The organism is Streptomyces sp. NBC_01622, assembly GCF_045209635.1.
In the GTDB taxonomy this organism is placed as follows: Bacteria; Actinomycetota; Actinomycetes; order Streptomycetales; family Streptomycetaceae; genus Streptomyces.
On sequence record NZ_CP109293.1, the window covers coordinates 10,503,664 to 10,527,190 of the forward strand.

Here is a 23,527-nt window from a genome sequence, read left to right on the forward strand (position 1 = left end):
CATGACGGCAACCCCGTCGAGCGCAGCTTCCGGGAGGGCCGCCGTATGACGGTCACCGCGCCCAATCCCGCACCCGCCGCCGAGGTGCCCGAGTCGAGCGGCACCCGGCTGGTCGACCGGGTCTTCAAGATGCGCGAACTCGCCATCCTGGTCGTCTTTTTGGTGATGATCGGCATCACCCAGGCGGGCAACAGCCAGTTCCTGTCCGAGCAGGGCATCAAGGACCTGCTCCTCAACGCGACCATCCTGGTCCTGGTCGCCACCGGTCAGTCACTGGTGGTCATCACCCGCAACGTCGACCTGTCGGTCGGCTCCACGCTCGGCATCACGGCCTTCGCCACCGGCGACTACCTCCACAGCGGCGGCAACGCGGTCGTCGCGATCCTCCTCGCCGTGCTGCTCGGCATCGGCCTCGGGCTGGTCAACGGGCTGCTCGTCAGCCTCGGTCAGGTGCCCGCCCTGGTCGTCACGCTCGGCACGCTCTACATCATCCGGGGCGTCGACTCCATCTGGGTCGGCTCACGGCAGATCACGGCCGCCGATCTCCCGGGCGGATTCGTGGACTTCGGCTCCGGCGGCCTGTCGGCGGTGCCCTGGCTGGCGCTGATCGCGCTCGCCGTACTGATCGTCACCGCCTACTACCTCAAACACTTCGGCAGCGGACGGGAGTTGTACGCCCTCGGCTCCAACCCCGAGGCCGCCCGGCTCGCCGGCATCCCTGTCCGCAAGCGGATCCTCGCCGCGTACACCTTCTGCGGCGGGCTCGCCGGACTCGCCGGCGCGATGTACCTGGCCCGCTTCGGCAACGTCGACTCCGGCACCGGAACCGGCTACGAACTCACCGTCGTCAGCGCGGTAGTTGTCGGTGGTGTGGTCTTCACCGGCGGCTCCGGCAGCGTCTACGGCGCGGCCCTCGGCGCCCTCCTGCTGACCTCCATCAACAGTGTGCTGCCCGCCCTCGGCGTCAGCTCCGTCTGGGTGCTCGCCATCAACGGCATCCTGCTCATCCTCGCCATCGCCGTCGACCGGATCGTCGCCCTGCGTGTGGCCACCGCACTGAAGAAGAGGAACGCCCGCCATGCCTGAGTCGTTGACGCGCGCGATCCGCTGGGACACGGTCGTCGGCGCCCTCCTCGTCGTCCTGCTGCTGTTCTCCTTCACCTCCGTCGACGGCTTCGGCAACGCGCTGAACCTGTCGTTCCTGATCGGCAACACCCTGCCCATCGCACTGATCGCGCTCCCGATGACCCTGTTGGTCGTCGCCGGCGAGATCGATCTGTCGGTCGCCTCGACGGCCGGCCTGTCGGGTGCGGTGATGGGCAAGCTGTGGAACGACGGCATGGCGATCGAGACGATCATCCCGATCTGCCTGCTGCTGGGCCTGGTCTGCGGACTGGTCAACGGGCTGCTCGTCACCCGGCTCGGACTGCCGTCCCTCGCCGTCACCATCGGCACGCTGGCCGCGTACCGGGGCATCGCGCAGATCGTGCTCGGCTCCAACGCGGTGACCGATTTCCCCACGCAGTACCTGGACTTCGCGGCCGGTCGGCTCGGGGGCACCTTCCTTCCGCGGGCCTTCCTGCCCTTCCTCGTGCTGCTGGCGATCGCGGTGGTCGTTCTGCACGCCACGCCGTTCGGGCGGTCGTTGTTCGCGATCGGGGCGAACGAGGAGGCGGCGCGGTTCGCGGGCCTCCGCGTCAAGCGGCAGAAGCTGATCCTGTTCACGGTGACGGGCCTGATGGCCTCGCTCACCGGGATCTTCTGGGCGCTGCACTACGCCAGTGCTCGCTATGACAACGCGACCGGGCTCGAACTGTCCGTCGTCGCCGCGGTGTTGCTCGGCGGGATCGACTTCGACGGTGGGAAGGGGACGTTGGGAGGTGCGATCGCCGGTGTCTTTCTGCTCGGGGCGCTGCAGAACGTGATGAGTCTGCTGAACGTTTCGGCACAGTCGCAGATCGTCGTCACCGGTGTGCTGCTCGTTGTTTCGGTGCTTGGCCCTCGGGTCGCACGCCAGATTGCCATCGCGAGGGCCGCCGCGCGCGCCGTCGGATAGGTCGTTCGAAAGCTGCCGGCCCGGCTGTGGCTGGTCGCGCAGTTCCCCGCGCCCCTATAGGGCGCGTCGTACTCACCTTCGTCACAAAGGAACCGACATGCGCAAGTCATCCCTCCGTCGTGCCTGCGCGGCCCTCGCCGCCGTCACCTCCCTCACCCTCGCCGCGACCGCCTGCGGTGGTACCACCAAGAAGGATGTGAAGGACGAGAACACCGGGTCGGCCGTCACCGGGGGCAAGGCGGACCCGAACGCGGCCCTCAAGAAGGGGCTCACCGTCGGGTTCCTGCCCAAGCAGGTCAACAACCCGTACTTCACCACGTCGGACAAGGGCGGCGAGAAGGCCCTCACCGAACTGGGCGAGAAGTACAAGGAGGTCGGCCCGAGCAGCGCCACCGACACGGCGGGACAGGTGAGTTACGTCAACACGCTCACCCAGCAGCAGGTGAACGCGATCGCCGTCTCCGCGCAGGACCCGGGCGCCCTCTGCACCGCGCTCAAGCAGGCCATGAGCAACAAGATCAAGGTCGTCACCTACGACTCCGACACCAACCCCGAGTGCCGCAACGCCTTCGTCTCGCAGGCCAGCGCCGAGGACCTCGGCCGCACCCAGGTGCAACTGCTCGCCCAGCAGATCGGCTACAAGGGCGAGATCGCGATCCTGTCCGCCGCGCAGACCGCGACGAACCAGAACACCTGGATCGGCTTCATGAAGGACGAGCTGAAGGACCCCAAGTACAAGAACATCAAGCTGGTCAAGGTCGCCTACGGCAACGACGACGCCCAGCAGTCCTTCCAGCAGACGCAGGGCCTCCTCCAGGAGCACCCGAACCTGAAGGGGATCATCTCCCCGACCACCGTCGGCATCAAGGCCGCCGCCCAGTACCTGTCCGGCTCCCAGTACAAGGGCAAGGTCAAGCTCACCGGGCTGGGCACCCCGAACGACATGCGCAAGTACGTCAAGAACGGCACCGTCGACGGCTTCGAGCTGTGGGACCCGGCGAAGCTCGGCGCCCTCGCCGCGCAGACGGCAGTGGCGCTGGTGTCCGGGCAGATCACCGGCAAGGAGGGCGAGACCTTCAAGGCCGGCGGGACGTCGTACACCATCGGCAAGGACGGTGTGATCAACCTCGGCAAGCCGACCGTGTTCGACGTGAAGAACATCGACCAGTTCAACTTCTAGCAGCTACAGGGGTGTTGATGCAGCGCGTGTGTTTCCTGCTGAAGGTCCGGGCGGACCGCCTCGACGAGTACCGCGAGCGGCACGCCGCCGTGTGGCCCGAGATGCTCGACGCACTCTCGGCTGCCGGCTGGCACAACTACTCGCTCTTCCTGCGCGAAGACGGCCTGCTGGTCGGCTACTTGGAGACCGAGGACTTCGCAGCCGCCCAGGCCGGCATGGAAGTCACCGACATCAACTCCCGCTGGCAGGCGGAGATGGCGCCGTTCTTCGAGTCCCTGGACGGCGCCCGTCCCGACGAAGCGATGAAGCCCCTCACCGAGGTCTTCCACCTCGCGTGATCCCCCCACAGGAGCCGTTCATGAGAAGACGCGCCGTGCTCACCACCGCCATACTTGCGGCCGTGGCAACGCCGGGCATCGCACGGGCGGCCGTCCCCGGCCCCTCCGTCACCAAGAAGAGCACCACCCAACTGGACGCCCAGGCCGTCTACTTCGTCTCCTACGACGGCCTGGTCAACAACAACTCGTTCCAGAAGAACGGCCTGTTGACCTACAAGGGCTACCAGTACGCCGCCTGGTACACGTCCACCAAGTACGCCGTCGTCGCCCGGCGAGTCCTCGGCGGCACCACCTGGTCGACGATCGCTCTCTCCCACCAGCTCAAGAGCGACGACTCCCACAACGTCATCTCCATGGGCGTCTCCAAGGTCGACGGCCGTCTGCACCTCAACATGGACTCCCACAGCGACGGCTTCTTCTACGTCAAGTCGATCGCCGGTCTCCTCGACAACCCGGCGTCCACCGCCTGGACTTCGGCCGTCCTGGGCGCCGTACAGACCTCGCTGGACGGTGTGGCACTCACCTCGCAGTTCACCTACCCCCAGTTCATCGCCACCCCCGAGGGCAAGCTGCAGCTCAGCTACCGTGTCGGGATCTCCGGCAACGGCCGCAACGCCCTTGCGGAGTACGACGGTTCGGCCTGGACCGCACTGGGGGAGTGGAGTGCCTCGAGCGGCACCTACACCAGCACGCACGGCTCCAGCACGGCCCGCAACATGTACCTCCACGGCATCGACTACGACGTCAACGGCCGGCTGCACTCCTTCTTCACCTGGCGCGAGCAGTCCGCCGCAGTGATGTGCAACAGCGGCGGCATCACCAACCACGACACCGGCTACGTCTACTCGACCGACCGGGGCCGCAGTTGGCGCAACGACGCCGGAACTGTCGTAGGAACAACGGGTAGTTCGGACACCGTGGCCGTCACGGACGGCGGACTCGTCGTCGACTCCCTCAACCCCGACCACTCCCTGATGAACCAGGAGAGCCAGTCCACCGACTCCACCGGCCTCCCGCACGCGATCATCAGCTACGTCCCCGGCCGCTTCGGCCAGTGCACCACGAACTACGTCACCGACCGCACCGCCAACGGCCGCGCCTTCCACGTCCGCAGGAACTCGTCGGGCAGCTGGCAGAAGACCGAGATCCCGATCGCCCTGAACTCCAGCCAGCGCACCAAGCTGGTCCTGGACAAGTACGACAACGCCTACGCGGTGCTGCCCTACGGCCGTATCGCCGGCGCCTCGAAGGCGTCCGGGTACTCCGACTGGGCGCTGCTGTACGACGCGGGCGACCTGAACGCGTTCGGCGAGGTCGTCATCGACGAGCCGCGCGTGAAGGCGGACAACGTGCTGTCGGTCATGTACCAGGAGAAGTCGAGCGGTACGACCCCCTCGGCACTCCACGTCGTCGACTTCGCCCTGCCCGCGTGACCGGGGCAGCCGCCGGAGTCGGCAAAGGTCATGACGGTAATGTGAAGGCCTTCCCGCCGCCCCACGTCACCCTGGAGGTCTCCGCCTGATGGCCCAGCCGGTGGGTATCAAGGACGTCGCCCGTGCCGCCGGAGTCTCCGTCGGCACGGTCTCGAACGTCATCAACCGCCCGGACACCGTCGCCACGGAGACCCGGGCCCGGGTGCTGTCCGCGATCGACCGCCTCGGCTATGTCCGCAGCGAGTCAGCGCGCCAGCTGCGCGCGGGCCGCAGCCGGATCATGGGGCTGCTCGTCCTCGACATGGGCAACCCGTTCTTCGTGGACGTGGCCCGCGGCGCCGAGCGGGCCGCGCGCGAGTCCGGGCTCGGCGTGATGGTCTGCAACAGCGCGCAGAGCCCGGGCGAGGAGGCCGAGTACCTGTCGCTCTTCGCCGAACAGCGGGTGCGGGGCGTGCTGTTGACCCCGGCGGACGCGACCGGACGCAACATCGAGTCGTTCCGCCGGCACGGCATTCCCTTCGTGCTCGTCGACCGCGTCGCCGAGGGCACCACGGAGTGCTCGGTCTCCGTCGACGACGTCGCCGGCGGCGCGCTCGCCGTGCGGCACCTGGTCGACGCCGGGCACCGCTCCATCGCGTACGTCAGCGGCCCGCCCGGCTTCAACCAGGTGCGGGACCGCCGTACAGGTGCCAAGAACGCGCTCGTGGAGGCCGGTCTCGACCCCGGCACGCTGCGCGAGCTGCCCACCGACCGGCTCGACGTGGCGGCGGGACGTGATGCAGGTGCTCGGCTGCTGGGCCTCGCCGACCGGCCCACCGCCGTCTTCTGCGCCAACGACCTGCTCGCCCTCGGCGTGCTCCAGGCCATGTTCGCGGCTGGGGTCGGCGTCCCGGACGACCTCGCGATCGTCGGCTACGACGACATCGAGTTCGCCGCGGCGGCGGCCGTCCCCCTCACCTCGGTCCGGCAGCCGGCCGTCACCATGGGCGCCCTGGCCGCCGAGCTGCTCCTGGAGGAGACCGAGGCGGAGACCGCGGCCCGCCCGCACGAGCACCGCCGGGTCGTGCTCCAGCCGGAACTGGTGGTGCGCCGCTCAAGCCTCGCCGCCCGCTGATCGGCCGGTCAGTAGGATTTCATGATCCAGGGGGTCGGATATCGGACGCACATGTGCTGGACTGTGACGCGGCCCGTCATTCGTCCGTACCAGGAGTCCCGTTGTCCGTCAGCTACCGCCAGTCCGGCGTCGTCCTCACCGACCGCCGTTTCACCGTGCCCCTCGACCACGAGGACCCCACGGGCGAGACCATCGAGCTCTACGCCCGTGAGGTCGTCGCGAGCGACAAGGCGGACCGGGAGGACCTGCCGTGGCTGCTCTACCTGCAGGGCGGACCCGGATTCGGGGCGAATCGTTTCGTCGGTAGACAGGCCTGGCTCGACCGCGCGCTCGACGAGTACCGCGTGCTCCTCCTCGACCAGCGCGGCACCGGCCACTCCACCCCGCTCAACCGCCAGACGCTCCCGCTGCGCGGCGGCCCCGCCGAGCAGGCCGAGCACCTCGCGCACTTCCGCGCCGACTCGATCGTCCGGGACTGCGAGACCATCCGCCCGGCCCTCACCGGCGGCGCCCCCTGGACCGTCCTCGGCCAGAGCTTCGGCGGCTTCTGCACGGTGAACTACCTGTCCACCGCCCCCGAGGGCCTGCGCACCGCCCTCCTGACCGGCGGCCTGCCGTCCCTCGACGCCCACGCCGACGACGTCTACCGGGCCGCCTACCCGCGCATCGAGCGCAAGGTCGCCGCCCACTACGACCGCTACCCGCAGGACGTGGAGCGCGCCCGCCGCATCGCCGAGTACCTCCTGCGCCACGAGCCGGTCCTGCCGAACGGCTACCGGCTCACCGCCGAGGCCTTCCAGTCCCTCGGCATCATGCTCGGCGGCAGCGAGGGCAGCCACCGCCTCCACTTCCTCCTCGAGAACGCCTTCGTCCGCACCCCGCAGGGCTTCGAGCTCTCCGACGCGTTCCAGGAAGAGGTCCAGAACTCCCTCTCCTATGCCGGCCACCCGCTCTACGCCCTCGTCCACGAGGCGGTCTACGCCCAGGACGCCCGCCCCACCGCCTGGTCGGCCGAGCGCGTCCGCACCGAGTTCCCGCAGTTCGACGCCGCCAAGACCCTCGCGGGCGACGGCCCCCTCCTCTTCACCGGCGAGACGATCCACCCCTGGATGTTCGACTGCGACCCCGCGCTGCGCCCGCTCCGCGAGACCGCCGAACTCCTCGCCGCCCGCACCGACTGGCAGCCGCTCTACGACCCGGCGCGCCTCGCCGCCAACGAGGTCCCGGTCGCCGCGGCCGTCTACCACGACGACATGTACGTCGACGCGACCCACTCGCTCCAGACAGCCCGCTCCATCCGGGGCCTGCGCACCTGGGTGACCGACGAGTTCGAGCACGACGGCGTACGGGCCGGCGGCACACGTGTCCTGGACCGCCTGCTGGCCCTCACGCGCGACGAGGCCTGAGTCCGCCGACGGGAGGCGAGCCCGGCGACGAGATGTGACCTCGGAAGTTCCGACATAAGGTTCATTTCGATGAATATCAAGTCACTCCGCCGGGCCCGCCCGGCCGCCCTGGTCCTCGCCGTCGTCGCGGCGAGCACGGTCGCGCTGGTCTCCTGCGGCGACGACAACAGCTCCGGCAGCAGCTCACAGACCCCGACCCCGGACAAGGCCTCCTTCTCCGGTATGACACCGTCGGCCCTGAAGTCGGCCGCGTCCTCGGCGATCGCGTCGGCCCGCGCCCAGGCCTCCGCCGCGGCGTCCTCCGCCGCGGCGTCCTCCGCCTCGGCCGCCGCGTCCTCCTTCGAGGCCTCCGTGTCGGCCGAGGTCGCCCGCGCGAGCAAGGACGCCCAGAACGAACTCAAGAACGTCACGGGCCAGGGCAACGCGATGTCGGACGTCGCCATGACCGGCAAACCGCGCGCCCAGACCGGCGGGCTCCTCGCCGTCCTCGTCACCATCACCAACAAGACCGACAAGAAGGCGTCCTACGCCGTTCAGGTCGACTTCCTCGACTCCTCGGGGAAGGTGGTGGAGACGCGTTACGTCGGCGCCGAGAACCTCGCACCCGGAGCGAAGGCCCAGCCGGTCGCCATCAGCACGAAGCCGCCGGAGCCGGTGCTGACCCCCAAGTTGGCCAAGGCGCAACGCTATTGACCAACAGGCGGTTCAGCGCTCGGAGTTGAGCGCCGCCACCGCTCCGCCCGCGTCCCCGATCGTCGTGTAGTCCACGGCGACGAAGTTCACCGGCCGACCGCGTTCCCGCTCGCAGCGGTGGACGCGGTCGAGCACGAATGGGCGGGCGTTGACCTCGCCCGCGTCCAGGCGGCTGCCGCCGTCGATGGTGATGAAGTGATCGAGCAGGAACAGGCGTTTGTCGCTGCCACCGCGATGCGGTACGCAAGTCATCGTGTCCGGCGTGCGGAACGCGAACGGGGTCTCCATGCCGTTGTCGTAGAAGTTGCGGCACCAGGGCGCCGGACCGTCGGCCTGTTCGGCGAAGACGACGAGCCGGCGCCCACTGTCGATCAGGTCGCCCAGCGTCGGCCACGGCTTCGCGGGATCGGGGTCCGGAGTGTGCACCAGGTCGCTCAACCCGGCCTGTGCGAAGGCCCGTTGGGTGTCCTCGCCGCTGATCGCGTCCTGCACGATCAGGGTGATCACCTCGGTCGGATGGGCGCGCATCCAGTCGCCGATCTCGCGGAGCGCGGGCACCAGGGCGATGGCGCCGGCCCGGCACACCGAGTGGCACAGCCACAGCCCCTCGCGCGGCGGGTTGACCTTGTTCACGGCCGCGGTGATGAACTTCCGCTGTTCCGGGGTGAAGTCGGACTCGGCGAGCCGCGCGGTGATCTCGTCCGGGCGTTCCCACCGGTAGGTGTCGATCTGCAGGGCGCGCACCCCGTCGTCCAACTGGGCGGTGATTCCCGGGTCTTGGAGGGGGCCGAGGAACCGGTCGACGGTGGTCGACATCGCGTTGTGCGAGGTGAGGTAGGCGACCTCGTCGTAGGACCGGTCGCAGAGGTCGGCGCGGCCCTCGCAGGTGCGGGACGTGGTGGGCGTGACGGCGTACGGCACCAGCAGGAGGCCGGCGACGGCGGCGCCGCCCGTGGCGAGGGCCAGCCAGCGCCGGTTCTGCACGGAGGCGACGAGATCGCCGAAGTAGATCTGCGCGAGGTCGTTGAGGTTGGCCAGCACCGGCCGCAGATCGACCTTGAGGACCAGCGAGTCGCGCTCGCCGCCCAGATAGCCCACCACGGCGTCGATCTGCTGCTGGGTGAGATCACGGACCGTCTCCGGCGGCAGCACCAGCTTGAGGTTGGAAGTGACCTGCGCCTCCGGCACCGGCAGCCGGGCCAGCAGCCCCCGGGTGACCGCGGCCGTCCGCGGATCCACCAGCACCTGGCTGTAGAGCCGGTCGTAGGCCTTCTCCTCGTCCAGTGCGGACCGGTAGAAACCGTGTGAGACCACGGTGGAGCGGGCCGTGGCTGCGAGGGTGAGGACCGCCGTCGCGAGGACGGCCAGGACCAGGGTCGCGACACTCGGCAGTCTGCGGGACGCGATGCCGACCGGGTCCATGATTTCCCATCGTCGTCCTGCCCCTCTCGCCCCGCAAACGGACCTGGGGTGCCGAAAAATGGCATGCTCGTGGCGGGGGTGGACGTGTTGGGTGGACGGTATGAACGACACGGAACTCCTGGCGGACCGCTTCGAGGAACACCGGGGCCGGCTGCGCGCGGTGGCCTACCGCATGCTCGGCTCGCTGCCGGAGGCGGAGGACGCCGTCCAGGAGACCTGGCTGAAACTGAGCCGCACCGATGCGGACGCGATCAGGAACCTCGGTGGCTGGCTCACCACGGTCGTCGGCCGGGTCTGCCTCGACCTGCTGCGCTCCCGCACCGCGCGCCGCGAGGACCCCATCGACGAGACCTTCGTCCCGGACCCGCTGCTCAGACCCCTGACGGACCTCGACCCCGAGGAGGAAGTGCTCCAGGCCGACTCGGTGGGCCTCGCCCTCCTCGTCGTCCTGGAGACCCTGGAGCCCGCCGAACGGCTCGCGTTCGTCCTGCACGACCTGTTCGCGGTGCCCTTCGACGACATCGCCCCGATCGTGGAACGCACCTCAGCCGCGACCCGCCAACTGGCCAGCAGAGCCCGCCGCCGGATCCAGGGCGCCGCTCCTTCCAACGACCCGGACCTCGGCCGGCAGCGCGAGATCGTCGAGGCGTTCCTCGCCGCCGCACGCGAGGGCGACTTCGACGCCCTCGTCGCACTCCTGCACCCGGACGTGGCACTGCGCGCCGACTCCGGGGCCCTGGTGCGGGGCACGGCGGCCTCCAAGGCGATGCGCGGAGCGCGCGCGGTCGCCGAACAGGCCCTGATGTTCGCCCCGTTCGCCCGCCTCGCCCAACTTGCCCTGGTCAACGGCTCGGTGGGCGTCGTCAACGCCCCCGAAGGACAGCTCCGCTCCGTCATGGGCGTCACGATCGCCGACGGCCGGATCACCGGGATGTACATCCTGTCCGACCCGGAGCGGCTGGCCCGCCTCGATGTGAACGGGTCAGTACGCTGAACGGCATGGAAGATCACATAGTGGACCGGGCCGATCTGCGCGGAGACTGCGAGCGGTGTTTCGGGCTGTGCTGTGTCGCGCTGCCCTTCGCCGCCGCGACGGACTTCGCGATCGACAAGGCCGCGGGGACGCCGTGCCCGAACCTCCGGGGTGATCACCGCTGCGGAATCCACGCGAAGCTCCGGCAGACCGGCTTCACCGGCTGCACGGTCTACGACTGCTTCGGCGCCGGGCAGAAGGTCTCGCAGGTCACCTTCGGCGGACGGGACTGGCGCACGGCCCCGCAGGCGGAGTCCCGTCGGATGTTCGACGTGTTCCCCGTCGTACGGCAGCTGCATGAGCTGCTCTGGTATCTCGCCGAGGCGCTCACCCTGTCGGCCGCGGCGCCGGTCCACCCCGCGTTGCGCGAGGCGCTGGACAGGACCGACGCACTCACGCGCGGCACGCCCGAAGAGCTCGGCGCGCTCGATGTGGCCGCCCACCGGCAGGAGGTCAACGTGCTGCTGCTGCGGACCAGTGAGCTGATGCGGGCCGGGGCGAAGGGCAAGAAGAAGGACCGGCGCGGTGCCGATCTCATGGGGGCCCGGCTCAAGGGCGCCGATCTGAGCCGGGCCAATCTGCGCGGTGCCTACCTCATCGCCGCCGATCTCACCGGGGCCGACCTGCGCGGCGCGGATCTGATCGGCGCCGACCTGCGGGACGCCGATCTCACGGACGCCGATCTGACCGGCGCGTTCTTCCTCACCCAGCCCCAGGTCAACGCGGCCCGGGGCAGCGCGGGCACCAGGCTGCCGGGGTCAGTCGTCCGCCCGGTGCACTGGGCAGCGGGCCTCTGAGGTGCCGTCGTCCGGGACCGCGACCGGTGTGGTCACCGGCCCGGACCGAGTGCGCCGGTCCAGGTGGAGCCGTAGACCCTCCGGCATCAGCGTCAGGCGCTCGGCCACGCGCAGCTGGTAGGCGGGGTCGGGGCGCAGTTCGTAGCGGCGCAGCAGCAGGCCCAGGACGAGCGTCGCCTCGTGCAGCGCGAACTGGCGGCCGATGCACGCCCGCGCTCCCGTCCCGAACGGCTTGAAGGTGTGCGGGGCACGGGAGCGGACGGCCTTGGCGTCGAAGCGGTCCGGGTCGAACTCCTCGGCGTCCGCACCCCACACCTCGGGGTCGCGGTGCAGCATCGGCGTGAGGATCAGCGCCCAGGCGCCCCGCCGCACCGGGTGGACCCCGGCGACCTCGGTGTCACGGGAGGCCTCGCGGGCGTAGGCCGGCGCCGTCGGCCACAGCCGCAGCGACTCGTCGAGCACCCGGCGGACGTAGCGCAGCTTGGCGATCTGCTCGTAGCCGGGCACCTCCGCGTCGCCCCACACCTGGTCGATCTCGGCGCGGGCGCGGGCCGCGACGTCCGGGTGGCGGGCGAGGTAGTGCAGCGCGAAGGACAGCGAACCCGAGGTCGTCTCGTGGCCGGCGACCAGGAAGGTGATGACCTGGCGGCGGACGTTCTCGGCGGAGAGCCGCTCACCGGTCTCCGGGTGGGTCGTCTCCAGCATCCGGTCGAGCAGGTCGCCGTCGCCACCGTTCGTCGTACGGCGGGTGCGCACCATGTCGTCGACCGTGCGGTTGAGGTAGGCGATGTCGGCCTCGTTGCGCCGGGTCGCGGTACGCAGGAGCAGTGGGGCCAGCGGGCCGGGTACGGAGTTGAGACGCTGCGCGTAACTGAGGGTGCCCACCATCGAGGTGACGAAGGGGTGCGGACGGTCGCGTTCGAAGGAGCCGAAGTCATGGCCGAAGCCGGTGCGCGCGATCGTCTCCAGGGTCAGCTTGGTCATGTCGCCTGGCACGTCCACCGACCGTCCGGCGGCCAGCTCGCGGTCCCAGTGGTCCGTCAGGCGTTCGGCCACGGCCAGCATCATCGGGTGGTAGCCGGCCATCGCCTCGCGGCTGAAGCCGGGGGCCAGGACGTCGTGCGCCAGCTGCCAGTTGGGCTCGTGGTTGTAGGCCGTGAACAGCCCGTCCCCGGCGACCGGCCGCAGATTGGCGATGCCGAGGCCGACGTGCTTGGCGAACCGCGACTCGTCCGCCATGTCGGCCACCAGGTCGGCGCCCCACACGAACACGAACTCCTTGCCGAAGGCCTTCCGGCGGAAGATCGGGCCCAACTGGCGGGCGAAGCGCAGCGAATCCTGCAGGGGAGTGCGCCGGTCGGCGCCGATGACGTCACCGAGGAACGGGAGCCGGCGCGGGGGATGCGGGATCCGGTCCAGCTGGGGCCAGCCCTGCTCGGCGCCCCGGAATCCCTTCGGCAGTGCGGTCGGCGTCACCGTCGTCGTCTCCGCCATGACGCGATCTCCCTTGATCCACTCGTGGGTTCAGCCTGTTGTACGTGGGTTCAATAGCGCGTTTCAGTGTGATCCCACTGTTGAACCGACGTCAAGTAAAGTGCGGGAATGGCCGCCAATCAGGGAGAGCGCACACGCCGCCGGCTCAGCACCGGTGAGCGTCGGGAGCAACTCCTCACGGTGGGCGCGCGGTTGTTCTCGGAGAGCCCCTACGACGAGGTGTGGATCGAGCAGGTCGCCGAGATCGCCGGGGTCTCGCGAGGGCTGCTCTACCACTACTTCCCGACCAAGCGGGACTTCTTCGCGGCCGTCGTCGAGTGCGAGAGCGAGCGGATGCTGCGGATGACTGCGGCCGTACCGGGGGTACCGGCCCGCGAACAGCTCGCCGCCGCCCTCGACACATATCTCGAGTACGTGCACGCCCACGCGCACGGCTACCGCGCCTTCCATCGCGCCGACGCGGCCGGGGACCAGACCGTACGGCGGGTCTATCAGCGGGCGTTGGCTGCGCAGGAGCGGCAGATTCTGGCCGCACTCGCCGCCGATCCCGAGTTCGGGCCGGCCGTGGAGCAGCGGTCCGACACAAAACTCGCGGTGCGCGGCTGGCTGGCCTTCACCGCCGCCGTCTGTCTGGAGTGGCTGCGCGGACCGGAGTTGAGCCGCGAGCAGGTGCGCGATCTGTGCGCGCGGGCCTTGTTGGGCGTCATCTCGCCCTGAAGAACCGTCGTGGAAATCGCGTGGCGTGGTTGCCCGCGTGCCCCGATCTTCGGTAAGTTAGGCAAGGCTTACCTAAGGAGGTTCAGGGATGGGTGACAGCCAGACGTGGGCGGCCGTGCCTGCCGCGGCCGAGCGGGCCCGCTCGGTGCTCGCCGCCGCATGGTCCTGCGCGGTGACCGCGGAGGGCGGTCGCGAGGAGTTCGTCGGTGCGCACAGCGTCGACGACGACGGCCGGGTGCTGCTTCAAGTGCCCGAGGACAGCGCCCTGTTGGCCGCCGCGATCTGCGCGCCGCGCGGCGAGCCGTCCGCGGTGCTTGAGTTCGCCGACGTCGCGCCCGTTCCCGTGCGCAACCGCATCCGGGCCCGGGTGTGGCTCGCCGGCTGGTTCGTCCCCGAGGACGGCCGACTCGCGTTCCGCCCCACGCGCGTGGTGCTGCGTCCGGCGACCGGCGCGGTGGTCATCGACCTCGACGAGTTCGCCGCCGCCGAACCCGACCCGCTGGCCCTGGCCGAGGCCCAGCTGCTGACCCACCTCGCCGACTGCCACTCCGACGCGGTCGAGCGGCTCACGCGCCTCGTCGAGCCCGACAGCCTGCACGGCGCGGTCCGCGTCCAGCCCCTCGCCGTCGACCGGCACGGGCTGACCCTGCGCATCGAGCGCGCCCGCGCCCACGGCGACGTACGACTGCCGTTTCACGCGCCGGCGGACACGGTCGCCCACCTCACCGAACGGATGCATGCGCTGCTCACCCAGGCCAGCGCCGCGTCCTGCCCGCGTCCCCTACAGCGGCAGCGCACAGACGGCGACCGGTGAGGCGAACGGCGCGCCCGCGAGCCGCAGTTCACCACTCTCCCCGTCCACCAGGAACACGCTGACCGTGCTCGACTTCTGGTTCGCGGCGAAGAGCAGTGTCCCGTCCGGCGAGAAGGCGATCTGCCGGGGGAAGTCACCGCTCACCGGCACGGTGTCGAGCAGTCGGAGCCGGGCGCCGCCCCCCTCGACGGCGTACCGCGCAAGGGTGTTGTCGCCCCGGTTGGCGAGATAGGCGTACGAACCGTTCGGCGTCACCAGGATCTGCGCCGGGTAGTTGGTGGTGTCGCCCGTGCTCCCGCTGGACTGCGGGTCGCCGATCGACAGGGCGCCCGTCGACGGGTCATAGGCGCAGACCGCGACGGTGTCGTCGACCTCGTTGGCCAGGTAGGCGTACCGGCCGCCGGGGTGGAACGTCAGGTGGCGCGGGCCCGCGCCCGGGCGGGTGTGCGCCTGGGAGGCCTCGGTGAGTGTGCCCTTCGTGGTGTCCAGGCGGTAGGTGTAGACCGTGTCGGTGCCCAGGTCGACGGCGAGGACATGGCCGCCGTCGGGACTGGTGACGAACTGGTGCGCGTGCGGGCCGTCCTGGCCCGGGCCCGGCTGCGGACTGGAGTGCTGGACCAGAGCGGTGCGCTCGCCGAGCGCACCCGACGTGCCGATCGGGTGCACGGCCACGCTGCCGGACGTGTAGTTGGCGCTGAGCAGCCAGCGCCCGGTGGGATGCACGGACAGATGGCAGGGGCCCGCGCCGCCGGTGCTCCGCGAGCCGAGGATCCTGCGGTCCGCCAGACGTACGGCGGTCACCGCGCCGGACGTCTGCTCGTCGACCGCGTACAGCGTGCGGCCGTCGGGGTGCACGGCGAGGTACGACGGGTCGGCGACTCCGGTGAGCGTTCCCGCGCTCGTGACCTGGCCGGTCGCCGGGTCGTAGGTGGCCAGGCCGATGCCCGTGCCGCCGCCGTCGACCGAGGTGTACGTGCCGAGGTAGAGGGGGCGGGGGCCGGCGGCCTTGCCGGTGCGGCGGGTGCTGGGGGCCGGTGCCGGGGTCGCCACGGGAGTGTATTCGGGGCCGGCCGGGGCCGAGGCCGGTGCGGGGACCGCGACCACGGCCGCGGTTCCGCCCAGGGCGCCCAGGAAACGGCGTCGACTCCAACCGCTCTGTGACGCGTCCGCACCACTGCTCATGCCCACACCCTCAGGTCGTCGCTTGCCCCGGTCGTCACAGCAACCTTGGCGTGGACGGCCCGTCGAGCGCAAGACCGGCAACGAGCGTTGCGCAGGATGCAATGAGCGGATGGCTTACCAGTCGCCGTCCCGCACCGGCTTGCCCTGGGCGTCCTTGAGGGGCTGCACCTGGCCGGGCGCGGGCTGCTGCCAGGGTTCGTGGTCGTCTCCCAGCCAGTCGCCCACCGGTTTGACGGCCCCCAGGGTGTCGGTGGGGGCGAGATCCTCGGCGTCCTGGTCGTAGTAGTCGAACCAGGGCAGTCCCGCCCGGGTGTACGCGGCCCGGTCCACCGGCGACGGCGGCGGCTCCTCACCGGTGATACGGCGCCACTCCGGAGGCGTCACCAGATGCACGAACACCCGACCGGCGGGCTCCTTCGCCCAGGACGTCAGCGGGCGGTCGTCCTCGTAGACCTCCTGGCGCATCGAACCGCCCACACCGAGACCCATCCGGGGAGCGGCCGCCGGAGCGCCGGGCGCGGGGGCCAGCGGTTCGGCCACCCGCATCTGGGGCATGCCGTAGCCCCCGGACGACAGGGTGATCGCTCGCGCCCGCTCCGAGCGGCGCCGCTCGTCCTCGCGCCACTTGGCCAACTCCCGCTCGGTGAGCGGGAAGGACTGGAGCTGGACGCCGCCCCACACCTCCTCGCCCGTGACCTGGCCCTCGACGGTCGCGCCCAGGCCCAGCGGGACCGCCACGAACTGGCGGACCGTGCCCTTGCCGGAGTTGATGCCGTCGAGCCAGGGCTGGCGCGGAAGTACGAGGTAGTTCTGCGAGTCCCGGGACAGCCGGTCGCTCCACGGCTTCCCGGAGACCGCGCACACCTTGCCCACCCCGACCTGGAGGGCGGCCGGCTCGGCCGTGCCCGCGAAGCTCAGCCACATCGCCTCACGCAGATACACCGGCAGCATCACCCCGCCCCGCGCCCGCCACTCCTCAGGTGCAGTGTCCGGGAAGTCCGCGACCCGGCGGACCGGGAACTCGCCGAGCCCCGGCGGCAACGGATGCGTGCCCGTCTCGGGCAGGCGCAGGGTGCGGATGAACCGCACCGCCACCCCGCCGGGCAGCCGCAAGGTGTTCCCGTCGATCCGTACGGTGCTGTCGGTCATGCGTCCGCCCCCATCGCCGCACTACCGGAGGCGGTCCGCCCCCAGGTGACTCCGTCACCTAGAACGTTCGGCGCCCGTGTCCCGGTTCCTGCGCAGCCGCTCCGGCACGCCCACCCGCTCCCGCAGCCAGATCAGCCACGGCAGGCGTTTGCGCTGCTCGCCGGCGCACCGGTCGAGTTCCTCCAGCAGCCGGCGCGAGCGGTGCTCGGTGTCCAGCTCGTCCAGCATGCGGTTGACCTCGGTCAGCATGGCACCCAGCAGCTGCCACTGGGCCGCGTCGCGCTGGACCTCCTCCAGGAGCAGCTGTGCCAGCTTGTCGCGGGTCGCCGCGGCTGTGTGCAACTCGGCGGTGAGCCGCGACTCCGCCGACTCGGCGCTCACACTCACATCGGTGGTCACCAGCACCGCGAAACTGACCACGGCGTCCCCGATCTCCGACAGCAACTGCTCTACGGCGGCGCCGGTCGGCGGCGCGAACAGCGGCTCGGGGTCGCGCTGTTTCGCCAGGTCGGTGAAGGTGCGCGCGAGGACGCGGAGCACGACCGTGCAGATCTCCAGGGTGTCCAGACCGGTCCGCAGCACGACCCGGTGCAGCAGCCCCTCCCGTACGCGCGGATTGAGCCGCAGGCTGTCCTCGGCCTGCCGGAGGGCCGCGTCCACCTCGACGATGTCGTGGTCGAGGCGGCGCGCCTCGTGCAGTCGCGCGGTGGCGTGGTCGACGGGGGTGCGGCCCGCCGCCTCCTCGCCCATGCGCCGCATCAGCCGCCGTAGCCGACGGGCCAGGCCCTCGATCGACTCGCCGGCCTCGTCCACCCACACCGGGGGAGCCAGCAGCAGATTGCAGGCGAACCCCACGACCGCGCCGATCAGGGTCTCCACCACCCGCGCCCAGGCCGTGTCCCCGACCGTGGTGACCCCGAGGACCAGCATCGCGCTGATCGCCACCTCGGGCACGTACTCGTCGACCTTCACCAGCCGCCCGACGACCAGCGAGGCCACGATCAGCAGGGCCAGGCTCCACCAGGTCAGACCGACCAGCAGACTGAACGCGATGGCGACCAGGACGCCTGCGACCACGGCGTTCACCCGGCGGATGCCGTTGGTGAGGGTGGCGTAGAGCGTGACCTGGACGACGAGGAGCGCGGTCAGGGGAGCGGTCAGCGGCGCGGGTTCCGGGCTCAGGCGCAGCGCGACGACATAGGCGATCGTCGCGGCGGTCGCCGACCGCAGCGTCTGGACGATCACCGGGTCCCGGTGCCGCCCCACGTACCGCACCAGTGGCGCGGTCCACTCCCGGACATCTCGCATCCTTGGCCTATTCCCTCCTCACGGACGCACTGAACGTACCCATTGCGGACCGCAACTGTCCGCATGGCCTCCTAGATTGTCATCACCGGACGGAACGAAGGGGAGGGGAACATTCATGACGAACAGCCAGGGCATCGAGGTGCTGACCCGCTCGCACGACTACCTGCGCGAGGTGATCGCCGCCGTGCCCGGAAGCGACTGGTCGGCACCCACGCCGTGCAGCGAGTGGACGGTACGCCAGGTCCTCAACCACGCCCGCATCGACCAGCAGGCCTACGGCCTCGTCCTCACCGGCGACCGGCCCGACTCCGACCCCTTCCACCCCGCGGACGCCCTGGACGGGGACCCGGTCGCCGCACTCGACAAGGTGCTCCGCGCGGTGGCCGAAGGCTATGCCGCACTGCCCGCCGAAGCCGACCAGGTGCCGACCCCGCTGGGCCCGATGCCCCTTCCGTTCGCCGCGGCGACGGCCGCCATGGACGCGGCCGTGCACGCCTGGGACATCGCGGTGGCCACCGGCCAGAACCGGCCACTGGAAGCGGACCTGGCGGAAGGAATCTGGCCGGCCGCGGACCGACTCGTCGACCAACTCCGTGACGCCTACCGGGTGTTCGCACCCGCACGTGAGGTGACGGCCGAGTACGACCGGGCCGAGACACTCCTCGCCTTCCTCGGCCGAGACCCGCACTGGACGCCCGCCGCGTCCTGACCCGGCTTCACTCGGCCACGGCCGCCCGGCCGCGTGACCGATAGCCCGCGATCTTCGCGAGGTTGCCGCAGCGGTCCATCGAGCACCAACGGCGGCGGCGGGCCTGGGAGTCGTCCAGGAAGAGCAGGGAACACTCAGGGTTCTCGCACTCCTTGACCCGCTCCAGCAGCGGACCGCCCACCAGCAGGACGCCGTCCCGGGCGACCGTCGCCAGCGCCGCGCGCGCCGGATGCGCCGACTTCCAGCGCCGCTCGCCGAGTTGGGGCGCGAGATCCGGGCGCGCGGCGGCCTCGTTGACCCGCTCGACATCGGCCGCCGCCGGTTCCCGCCCCGCCATCGCGTCCCGTACGACCCGGTAGAGCGCCTCGCGCAGGGTGCGCGCGTCCGTCAGCTCCCGGGCCGTGACCCGCACCGGTTCGGTGTCCGTCGACAGTTCCGCCTCCGTGATCCAGACGGCCAGGGCGGCCGGATCGGGGAGTCGTTCGACGGGGGTGGCGTGCCGTTTGCCGAGCGTCGCCACGAAGTTCAGGCACGGGCGTCCGCCGATGAACGGGAAGACGGGCGGGGTGGTCATGACAGCGAGCCTACCTCGCACACACCGGTTCATGCGGTGTGCGCGAGGAACGCCGGCAAACCTTGACACCGGTTCGTCCGGTGTCGCATGGTGACACCAGTTCAAGAGGTGTCGGCCGGACTCGGTGGCCGCGACAGGGAGTGGGTACGGTATGCGTGCGGTACGGATCGACGAGTTCGGCGGGCCCGAGGTGCTGGTGCCGGTCGAGGTGCCCGACCCGGTCGCGGGTCCGGGGCAGATACTGGTGCGGGTCGCCGCGGCGGGCGTGAACCGCGCGGACGCCCTGATCAGGTCCGGCAATTACCACCGGGCCGGACGCCCGCCGCTGATCCCGGGCGTGGAAGGGGCCGGTACCGTCGCCGCGTTGGGGGAGGGTGTCACGGGATTCTCGGTCGGCCAGCGGGTCGTGGCCCTCGACGGCGTGAACTCACCCGGTTTCTATGCCGAGTTGGCGGCCGTACCCGAGACCCAGGTGACCGCCCTGCCCGACGGGATCGAGCTCACGCACGCCGCCGCGCTGCCCGTCGCCTGGCTGTCGGCCTGGTACTGCCTGCGGCACCTCGCCCGGGTCACCAAGGAGGACACGGTGGTGGTGAAGGCCGCCGCGAGCGGGGTCGGCAGCGCGGCCGTACAGATCGCGGCCGAGACCGGCGCCCGGGTTCTCGCCCTCGCCGGATCACCCGAAAAGGCCGCCTGGGCGGGGGAGTTCGGCGCCCACGCGACCATCGACACCTCGGCGCACCCGGACGAAGCCGAGGTCGACGAGGTGCTGCGGCTCACCGACGGACGCGGCGCGGACGTCGTCCTCGACACCGTCGGCGGCCAAGCCTTCGGACGCAGCCTGCGCGAGATCGGACACGGCGGCCGGGTCGTGGCCCTCGCCAATGTCGCCCTGGAGCCGAGCACCGTCGACACCCGCGACTTCTATCCGAAGAACGCCTCGATCCTCGGCTTCCAGCTCACCAACCTCCAGGTCCACGGCGGCTACGACCCCCGCCCCGACCTGCGTGAACTGGCCGAGCGGATCGCCGCCGGCACCTACCGCGTGCCGATCGAGACCGTCGTACCCCTTGCGGAGGCGCGTGCCGCCCACGAGCGGCTGGAGCGTCGCGACAACCGGGGCAAGATCGTCATCGCGGTGCCGGGGGACTGACGTCAGACGTACAGCTTGTCGAGGAAGGTGGTCAGATTGCCCACCGTCCGCTCGATCTGCTGCGCCACGGTGAGGCTCTCCTCGATACGGATGCCCGACTCGGGGATCTTCCTGCCGCGCACATAGAGGGAGCAGGCGAGGTCGGTGCACATGTACAGGCCGACCGAGTTGCCCTCACGGCCCGCCGGGCCCGCCTTGCGCGCGGTCATCAGGGAGACCCCGCCGCCCGGATGGGTCGTCACGCACAGCGAACACATGCTCCGGTGCAGAAAGCCGCGCTGCGCGGACGGGAACCGCAGGGTGACCCCGACCGGCCCGTCCGCCCGCTCGGCGACGAGACAACTGCGGTCGGGCGCCCCCGGATCCCGCCAGCCCAGGAAGTCCAGGTCGCCCCAGGGACGGCTGTCGAGATCGCGGGGGATCGCCAGCCGCTTCGCCTCGCCCTTGGAGCAGTTGACAAATGAGTTGCGGATGTCGTGCTCGGTGAGTGATCTCATGGGGGAGTCTCCTGGGGCGGTGTCCGTATCCAAAACCTAGGGGGTCTAGGTTTTGGTCCAGGGTAGTGAGGTGAACGGTGGGGGAGCCAATGGATTTCGGGGACGCCGGGGCACGCCAGAGGCGGGCACTGTGCCATGTCGCGGCCCGGTCGTCGGGCCCGGCAGTGGACCCGCGGCTGCGCATCACCCTCAACTTCCACCCCGACCGTACGGCGGCCGGACGCCCGATCCTCGACGCGCTGGCCCAGGACGGCACGTACCACTCGCAGTTCGTGACCGGCACCAGCAACGGCGGCCTCACCGCCCACCCCGGCGGCGACCGCTGGCGCTGGGAGAGCCGGATCTTCGCCGGTGCCTACGACGGGGCGCCCGCCGCCGAGCGGCCGGTGTACGGCGCGCTGAACTTCCGGCGCCAACCGGTCGGCGCCGCCCCGAGGTTCGGCTCCTCGCACCTCCGGCTGACCGGCGCGGCCCTGGCCCACGCCACCTTCTGCTACCCGGACAGCGCGGCCGAACCGACCGACTTCGGCGTCGCCGCCGGCATGTCCCTGATCGCGCTCGCCGAGGCCGACGAGCAGGACGCCCTCAACGACTACATCGAGGCACAGGTGCACGGCGGAGTCGACCTCGCCCGCGACGCCGAGGCCCTCGTCCTGGACGCGAGCTACCGCGGCACCCCCGTCGAGACCGCCGCCCGCCGCCTGCCCTGCCCGGTCGAATGGCACCGTGGATACCGGCTCACCGTAGGCGAGTTGAGGCGGCACGCGGACTACCGAGGGCAGGAGTACGCCGATCTCGGCGCCCTTATCGCCGAGCGCGGTGTCGTCGACCCGCGGATCATCGGCGACGCGGCCCGCACCGGCCGCCATGAACTCCAGGACCTGAAGATGGTCTGGCACACCCTGGCCCGCTTCGGAGCACCGGCGGGAGCGGGGACGGCGGTGGACGGGGTGGACGGCCGCGGTCAGCCGGTGGCGTAGACGCGCTCGTGGATCCGTTCGGCAACCATGATGACGGTGACGTTGGTGGTGGACGAGGGCACCTCGGGGATGATCGACGCGTCGACGACCCGGAGTCCGTCCACACCTTTCACGGCGCCGACGGCATCGACGACTGCCCACGGGTCGCCGGGGCCGCCCATCGGAACGGTGGAGGTGGGATGGCCGTAGATCGCGGGGTTCGCGGCGATGGCCCGGGACAGCGCCTCGTCGTCGGTCACCGTGTCACCGGGGGCCAGCTCCGCCGCGACGAAGGACGCGAAGAGCGGGTCGCGGGCGATGGCGCGGCCGAGCTTGACGCCTTCGAGCATGCGGCGGGTGTCACGGGCGGTGCCGAGGAAGTTCGCGTCGATGAGCGGGGCGAGGTCCGGATCCCGGCCGGCCGGCTTCAGCGTTCCCGTCGACTCCGGTTGGACGAGTGCGGCCATCAGCACGATCGCCCCTCCGGTGGGGCTGAAGGAGCCGTCCATCAGATGGGTGGCGGTGACATGGAGGTCGAGTTCGTCGCCGACGGCTTCGCTGGAGGCCGTCCAGAGGAGGGAGCCCACCGCCGGGCTCATCTCCAGGTGGCCGGGGGCCAGCGCGTAGGCGTTGTAGTAGCCCACCTGGTCCTGGAGGCGCTGTCCGACGGGCAGGTCGGCGACGACCGGGATGCCCAGCGCGGTCAGGTCGGCGGCCGGGCCGACGCCCGAGCGCAGCAGGATCGCCGGGCTGCCGTACGCGCCCCCGCAGAGGATCACCTCGCGGCCCCGGTACACCGTGCCGTCCGCCGCCAGGACACCGGTGGCGGTCGTGCCGTCGAACAGCACGCGGTCGACGGTGACTTCGCCGCGGACGGTGAGGTTGGGGCGGCGGCGCACCTCGGCGGTGAGGTAGACCAGCCCCGTGTTCTGCCGGACTCCGTCGACCACGTCGACCGGGTAGCCGTCGGCGCCGTTCTGTTCGGCGCCGTTGAAATCGTGCACGCGCTTGTGGCCCTGTGCGACGGCCGCCTCGACGAACCCCCGCAGGGACGGCGTCAGTTCGTCGTCCGTACGCTGCCGGATCGGGAGCGGGCCGGTCCGCCCGTGGTAGGCGTCGGCGCCGGTGGGGGTGTTCTCCAGCCGTTTGAACGCCGGGAGCACCTCGTTGTACGACCATCCGCCGACGCCGTGCTCGCCCCACCTGGCGAAGTCGGCGGCGCGGGCCCGCAGGGCGACGCAGGCGTTCACGGCGGAACTGCCCCCGAGCACCTTCCCGCGCGGGGTGGGCAGGTGGGGTGCCTGGTCGGTGCCGCGCGAGGTGTAGCCCCAGTCGTGACCGGGGTCCGCGATCCGGTCGGCGTCGAGCAGGGCGGGCGGGTAGGCGTCGGTGCCGTAGACCCGCCCTGCCTCCAGCAGCAGGACCGCGCGCTGGGGATCCTCGCTGAGGCGGGCGGCGAGGACCGCGCCGGCCGAGCCTCCGCCGACGACCACCACATC

At 70.9% G+C, this 23,527-nt stretch carries 23 protein-coding genes; 15 read left to right on the top strand and 8 right to left on the bottom strand.

Annotated features, from left to right (window positions below):
* Positions 1 to 45: 45 nt before the first annotated feature.
* From OH768_RS48520 to OH768_RS48555, 8 genes are all read left to right on the top strand, one after another.
* The gene (locus tag OH768_RS48520) at positions 46 to 1,086 is read left to right on the top strand and encodes an ABC transporter permease (RefSeq protein ID WP_406463517.1); all 1,041 of its coding nucleotides are present in this window, start codon (positions 46 to 48) and stop codon (positions 1,084 to 1,086) included.
* Positions 1,079 to 2,056: an ABC transporter permease gene (locus OH768_RS48525; RefSeq protein ID WP_406463519.1), complete on the top strand. Its 978-nt coding sequence runs from the start codon at positions 1,079 to 1,081 to the stop codon at positions 2,054 to 2,056. Before OH768_RS48520 ends, OH768_RS48525 begins: the two co-directional genes overlap by 8 nt.
* Positions 2,057 to 2,153: 97 nt before the next feature.
* Positions 2,154 to 3,236, top strand: coding sequence for a rhamnose ABC transporter substrate-binding protein (rhaS, locus tag OH768_RS48530; protein WP_406463521.1), 1,083 nt, complete (start codon positions 2,154 to 2,156; stop codon positions 3,234 to 3,236).
* A 17-nt stretch (positions 3,237 to 3,253) separates the two neighbouring features.
* Positions 3,254 to 3,574 carry an L-rhamnose mutarotase gene (locus OH768_RS48535; RefSeq protein ID WP_406463523.1) on the top strand — a complete coding sequence of 107 codons (321 nt, stop codon included), beginning with the start codon at positions 3,254 to 3,256 and terminating at the stop codon, positions 3,572 to 3,574.
* A 20-nt stretch (positions 3,575 to 3,594) separates the two neighbouring features.
* On the top strand, positions 3,595 to 5,007 hold the full coding sequence (locus OH768_RS48540) for a BNR repeat-containing protein (RefSeq protein WP_406463525.1): 1,413 nt from the start codon (positions 3,595 to 3,597) through the stop codon (positions 5,005 to 5,007).
* Between the two features lie 88 nt (positions 5,008 to 5,095).
* Positions 5,096 to 6,121: a LacI family DNA-binding transcriptional regulator gene (locus tag OH768_RS48545; RefSeq protein WP_406463527.1), complete on the top strand. Its 1,026-nt coding sequence runs from the start codon at positions 5,096 to 5,098 to the stop codon at positions 6,119 to 6,121.
* A 101-nt stretch (positions 6,122 to 6,222) separates the two neighbouring features.
* Positions 6,223 to 7,527: an alpha/beta fold hydrolase gene (locus OH768_RS48550; protein WP_406463529.1), complete on the top strand. Its 1,305-nt coding sequence runs from the start codon at positions 6,223 to 6,225 to the stop codon at positions 7,525 to 7,527.
* A 69-nt stretch (positions 7,528 to 7,596) separates the two neighbouring features.
* A complete protein-coding gene (locus OH768_RS48555; protein WP_406463530.1) occupies positions 7,597 to 8,220 on the top strand; it encodes an FxLYD domain-containing protein in 624 nt (207 codons plus the stop codon).
* Between the two features lie 12 nt (positions 8,221 to 8,232).
* Here OH768_RS48555 and OH768_RS48560 read toward each other — a convergent pair whose 3' ends face one another.
* A complete protein-coding gene (locus tag OH768_RS48560; RefSeq protein WP_406463532.1) occupies positions 8,233 to 9,642 on the bottom strand; it encodes a hypothetical protein in 1,410 nt (469 codons plus the stop codon).
* 100 nt (positions 9,643 to 9,742) lie between these two features.
* Between OH768_RS48560 and sigJ the strand changes: the two genes are divergently transcribed.
* Both sigJ and OH768_RS48570 read left to right on the top strand, forming a co-directional pair.
* On the top strand, positions 9,743 to 10,636 hold the full coding sequence (gene sigJ / locus OH768_RS48565) for an RNA polymerase sigma factor SigJ (RefSeq protein ID WP_406463534.1): 894 nt from the start codon (positions 9,743 to 9,745) through the stop codon (positions 10,634 to 10,636).
* Positions 10,637 to 10,641: 5 nt separating this feature from the next.
* Positions 10,642 to 11,472, top strand: a complete 831-nt coding sequence (locus tag OH768_RS48570; RefSeq protein WP_406463535.1) for a pentapeptide repeat-containing protein — start codon at positions 10,642 to 10,644, stop codon at positions 11,470 to 11,472.
* Here the strand turns inward: OH768_RS48570 and OH768_RS48575 are convergent.
* Positions 11,434 to 12,966, bottom strand: coding sequence for a cytochrome P450 (locus tag OH768_RS48575; protein ID WP_406463537.1), 1,533 nt, complete (start codon positions 12,964 to 12,966; stop codon positions 11,434 to 11,436). The genes OH768_RS48570 and OH768_RS48575 overlap by 39 nt on opposite strands.
* 108 nt (positions 12,967 to 13,074) lie before the next feature.
* Here OH768_RS48575 and OH768_RS48580 point away from each other — a divergent pair, with 108 nt between their 5' ends.
* Together OH768_RS48580 and OH768_RS48585 are read left to right on the top strand one after the other, a co-directional pair.
* Entirely contained in the window at positions 13,075 to 13,683 is a 609-nt protein-coding gene (locus OH768_RS48580) for a TetR/AcrR family transcriptional regulator (protein ID WP_406463539.1), read from the top strand.
* Between the two features lie 88 nt (positions 13,684 to 13,771).
* Positions 13,772 to 14,497 carry a DUF2470 domain-containing protein gene (locus OH768_RS48585; protein WP_406463540.1) on the top strand — a complete coding sequence of 242 codons (726 nt, stop codon included), beginning with the start codon at positions 13,772 to 13,774 and terminating at the stop codon, positions 14,495 to 14,497.
* Here the strand turns inward: OH768_RS48585 and OH768_RS48590 are convergent.
* The 3 genes from OH768_RS48590 to OH768_RS48600 all read right to left on the bottom strand — a co-directional run bounded on the left by OH768_RS48590 (position 14,465) and on the right by OH768_RS48600 (position 18,136).
* The gene (locus OH768_RS48590; RefSeq protein ID WP_406463541.1) at positions 14,465 to 15,679 is read right to left on the bottom strand and encodes a lactonase family protein; all 1,215 of its coding nucleotides are present in this window, start codon (positions 15,677 to 15,679) and stop codon (positions 14,465 to 14,467) included. The genes OH768_RS48585 and OH768_RS48590 overlap by 33 nt on opposite strands.
* Before the next feature lie 114 nt (positions 15,680 to 15,793).
* The gene (locus tag OH768_RS48595) at positions 15,794 to 16,828 is read right to left on the bottom strand and encodes a hypothetical protein (RefSeq protein WP_406463542.1); all 1,035 of its coding nucleotides are present in this window, start codon (positions 16,826 to 16,828) and stop codon (positions 15,794 to 15,796) included.
* Positions 16,829 to 16,882: 54 nt separating this feature from the next.
* Complete coding sequence (locus OH768_RS48600) at positions 16,883 to 18,136, bottom strand: FUSC family protein (protein WP_406463544.1); 1,254 nt, start codon at positions 18,134 to 18,136, stop codon at positions 16,883 to 16,885.
* A 115-nt stretch (positions 18,137 to 18,251) separates the two neighbouring features.
* Between OH768_RS48600 and OH768_RS48605 the strand changes: the two genes are divergently transcribed.
* Positions 18,252 to 18,845 (top strand): TIGR03086 family metal-binding protein, encoded by a 594-nt coding sequence (locus OH768_RS48605; protein WP_406463545.1) that lies wholly within the window; start codon positions 18,252 to 18,254, stop codon positions 18,843 to 18,845.
* A gap of 7 nt (positions 18,846 to 18,852) precedes the next feature.
* Here the strand turns inward: OH768_RS48605 and OH768_RS48610 are convergent, their stop codons facing one another.
* Positions 18,853 to 19,419: a CGNR zinc finger domain-containing protein gene (locus OH768_RS48610; protein WP_406463546.1), complete on the bottom strand. Its 567-nt coding sequence runs from the start codon at positions 19,417 to 19,419 to the stop codon at positions 18,853 to 18,855.
* Between the two features lie 151 nt (positions 19,420 to 19,570).
* On the opposite strand from OH768_RS48610, the gene OH768_RS48615 reads away from it, so the two are divergent.
* The gene (locus OH768_RS48615) at positions 19,571 to 20,572 is read left to right on the top strand and encodes a zinc-binding alcohol dehydrogenase family protein (RefSeq protein ID WP_406463547.1); all 1,002 of its coding nucleotides are present in this window, start codon (positions 19,571 to 19,573) and stop codon (positions 20,570 to 20,572) included.
* A 2-nt stretch (positions 20,573 to 20,574) separates the two neighbouring features.
* Here OH768_RS48615 and OH768_RS48620 read toward each other — a convergent pair whose 3' ends face one another.
* Positions 20,575 to 21,069 (bottom strand): FBP domain-containing protein, encoded by a 495-nt coding sequence (locus tag OH768_RS48620; RefSeq protein ID WP_406463549.1) that lies wholly within the window; start codon positions 21,067 to 21,069, stop codon positions 20,575 to 20,577.
* Between the two features lie 89 nt (positions 21,070 to 21,158).
* Between OH768_RS48620 and OH768_RS48625 the strand changes: the two genes are divergently transcribed.
* The gene (locus OH768_RS48625) at positions 21,159 to 22,049 is read left to right on the top strand and encodes a DUF3626 domain-containing protein (protein ID WP_406463551.1); all 891 of its coding nucleotides are present in this window, start codon (positions 21,159 to 21,161) and stop codon (positions 22,047 to 22,049) included.
* On the opposite strand, the gene OH768_RS48630 is transcribed toward OH768_RS48625, so the two are convergent.
* Entirely contained in the window at positions 22,034 to 23,521 is a 1,488-nt protein-coding gene (locus OH768_RS48630) for a GMC family oxidoreductase (RefSeq protein ID WP_406463553.1), read from the bottom strand. The genes OH768_RS48625 and OH768_RS48630 overlap by 16 nt on opposite strands.
* Between the last annotated feature and the right edge of the window lie 6 nt (positions 23,522 to 23,527).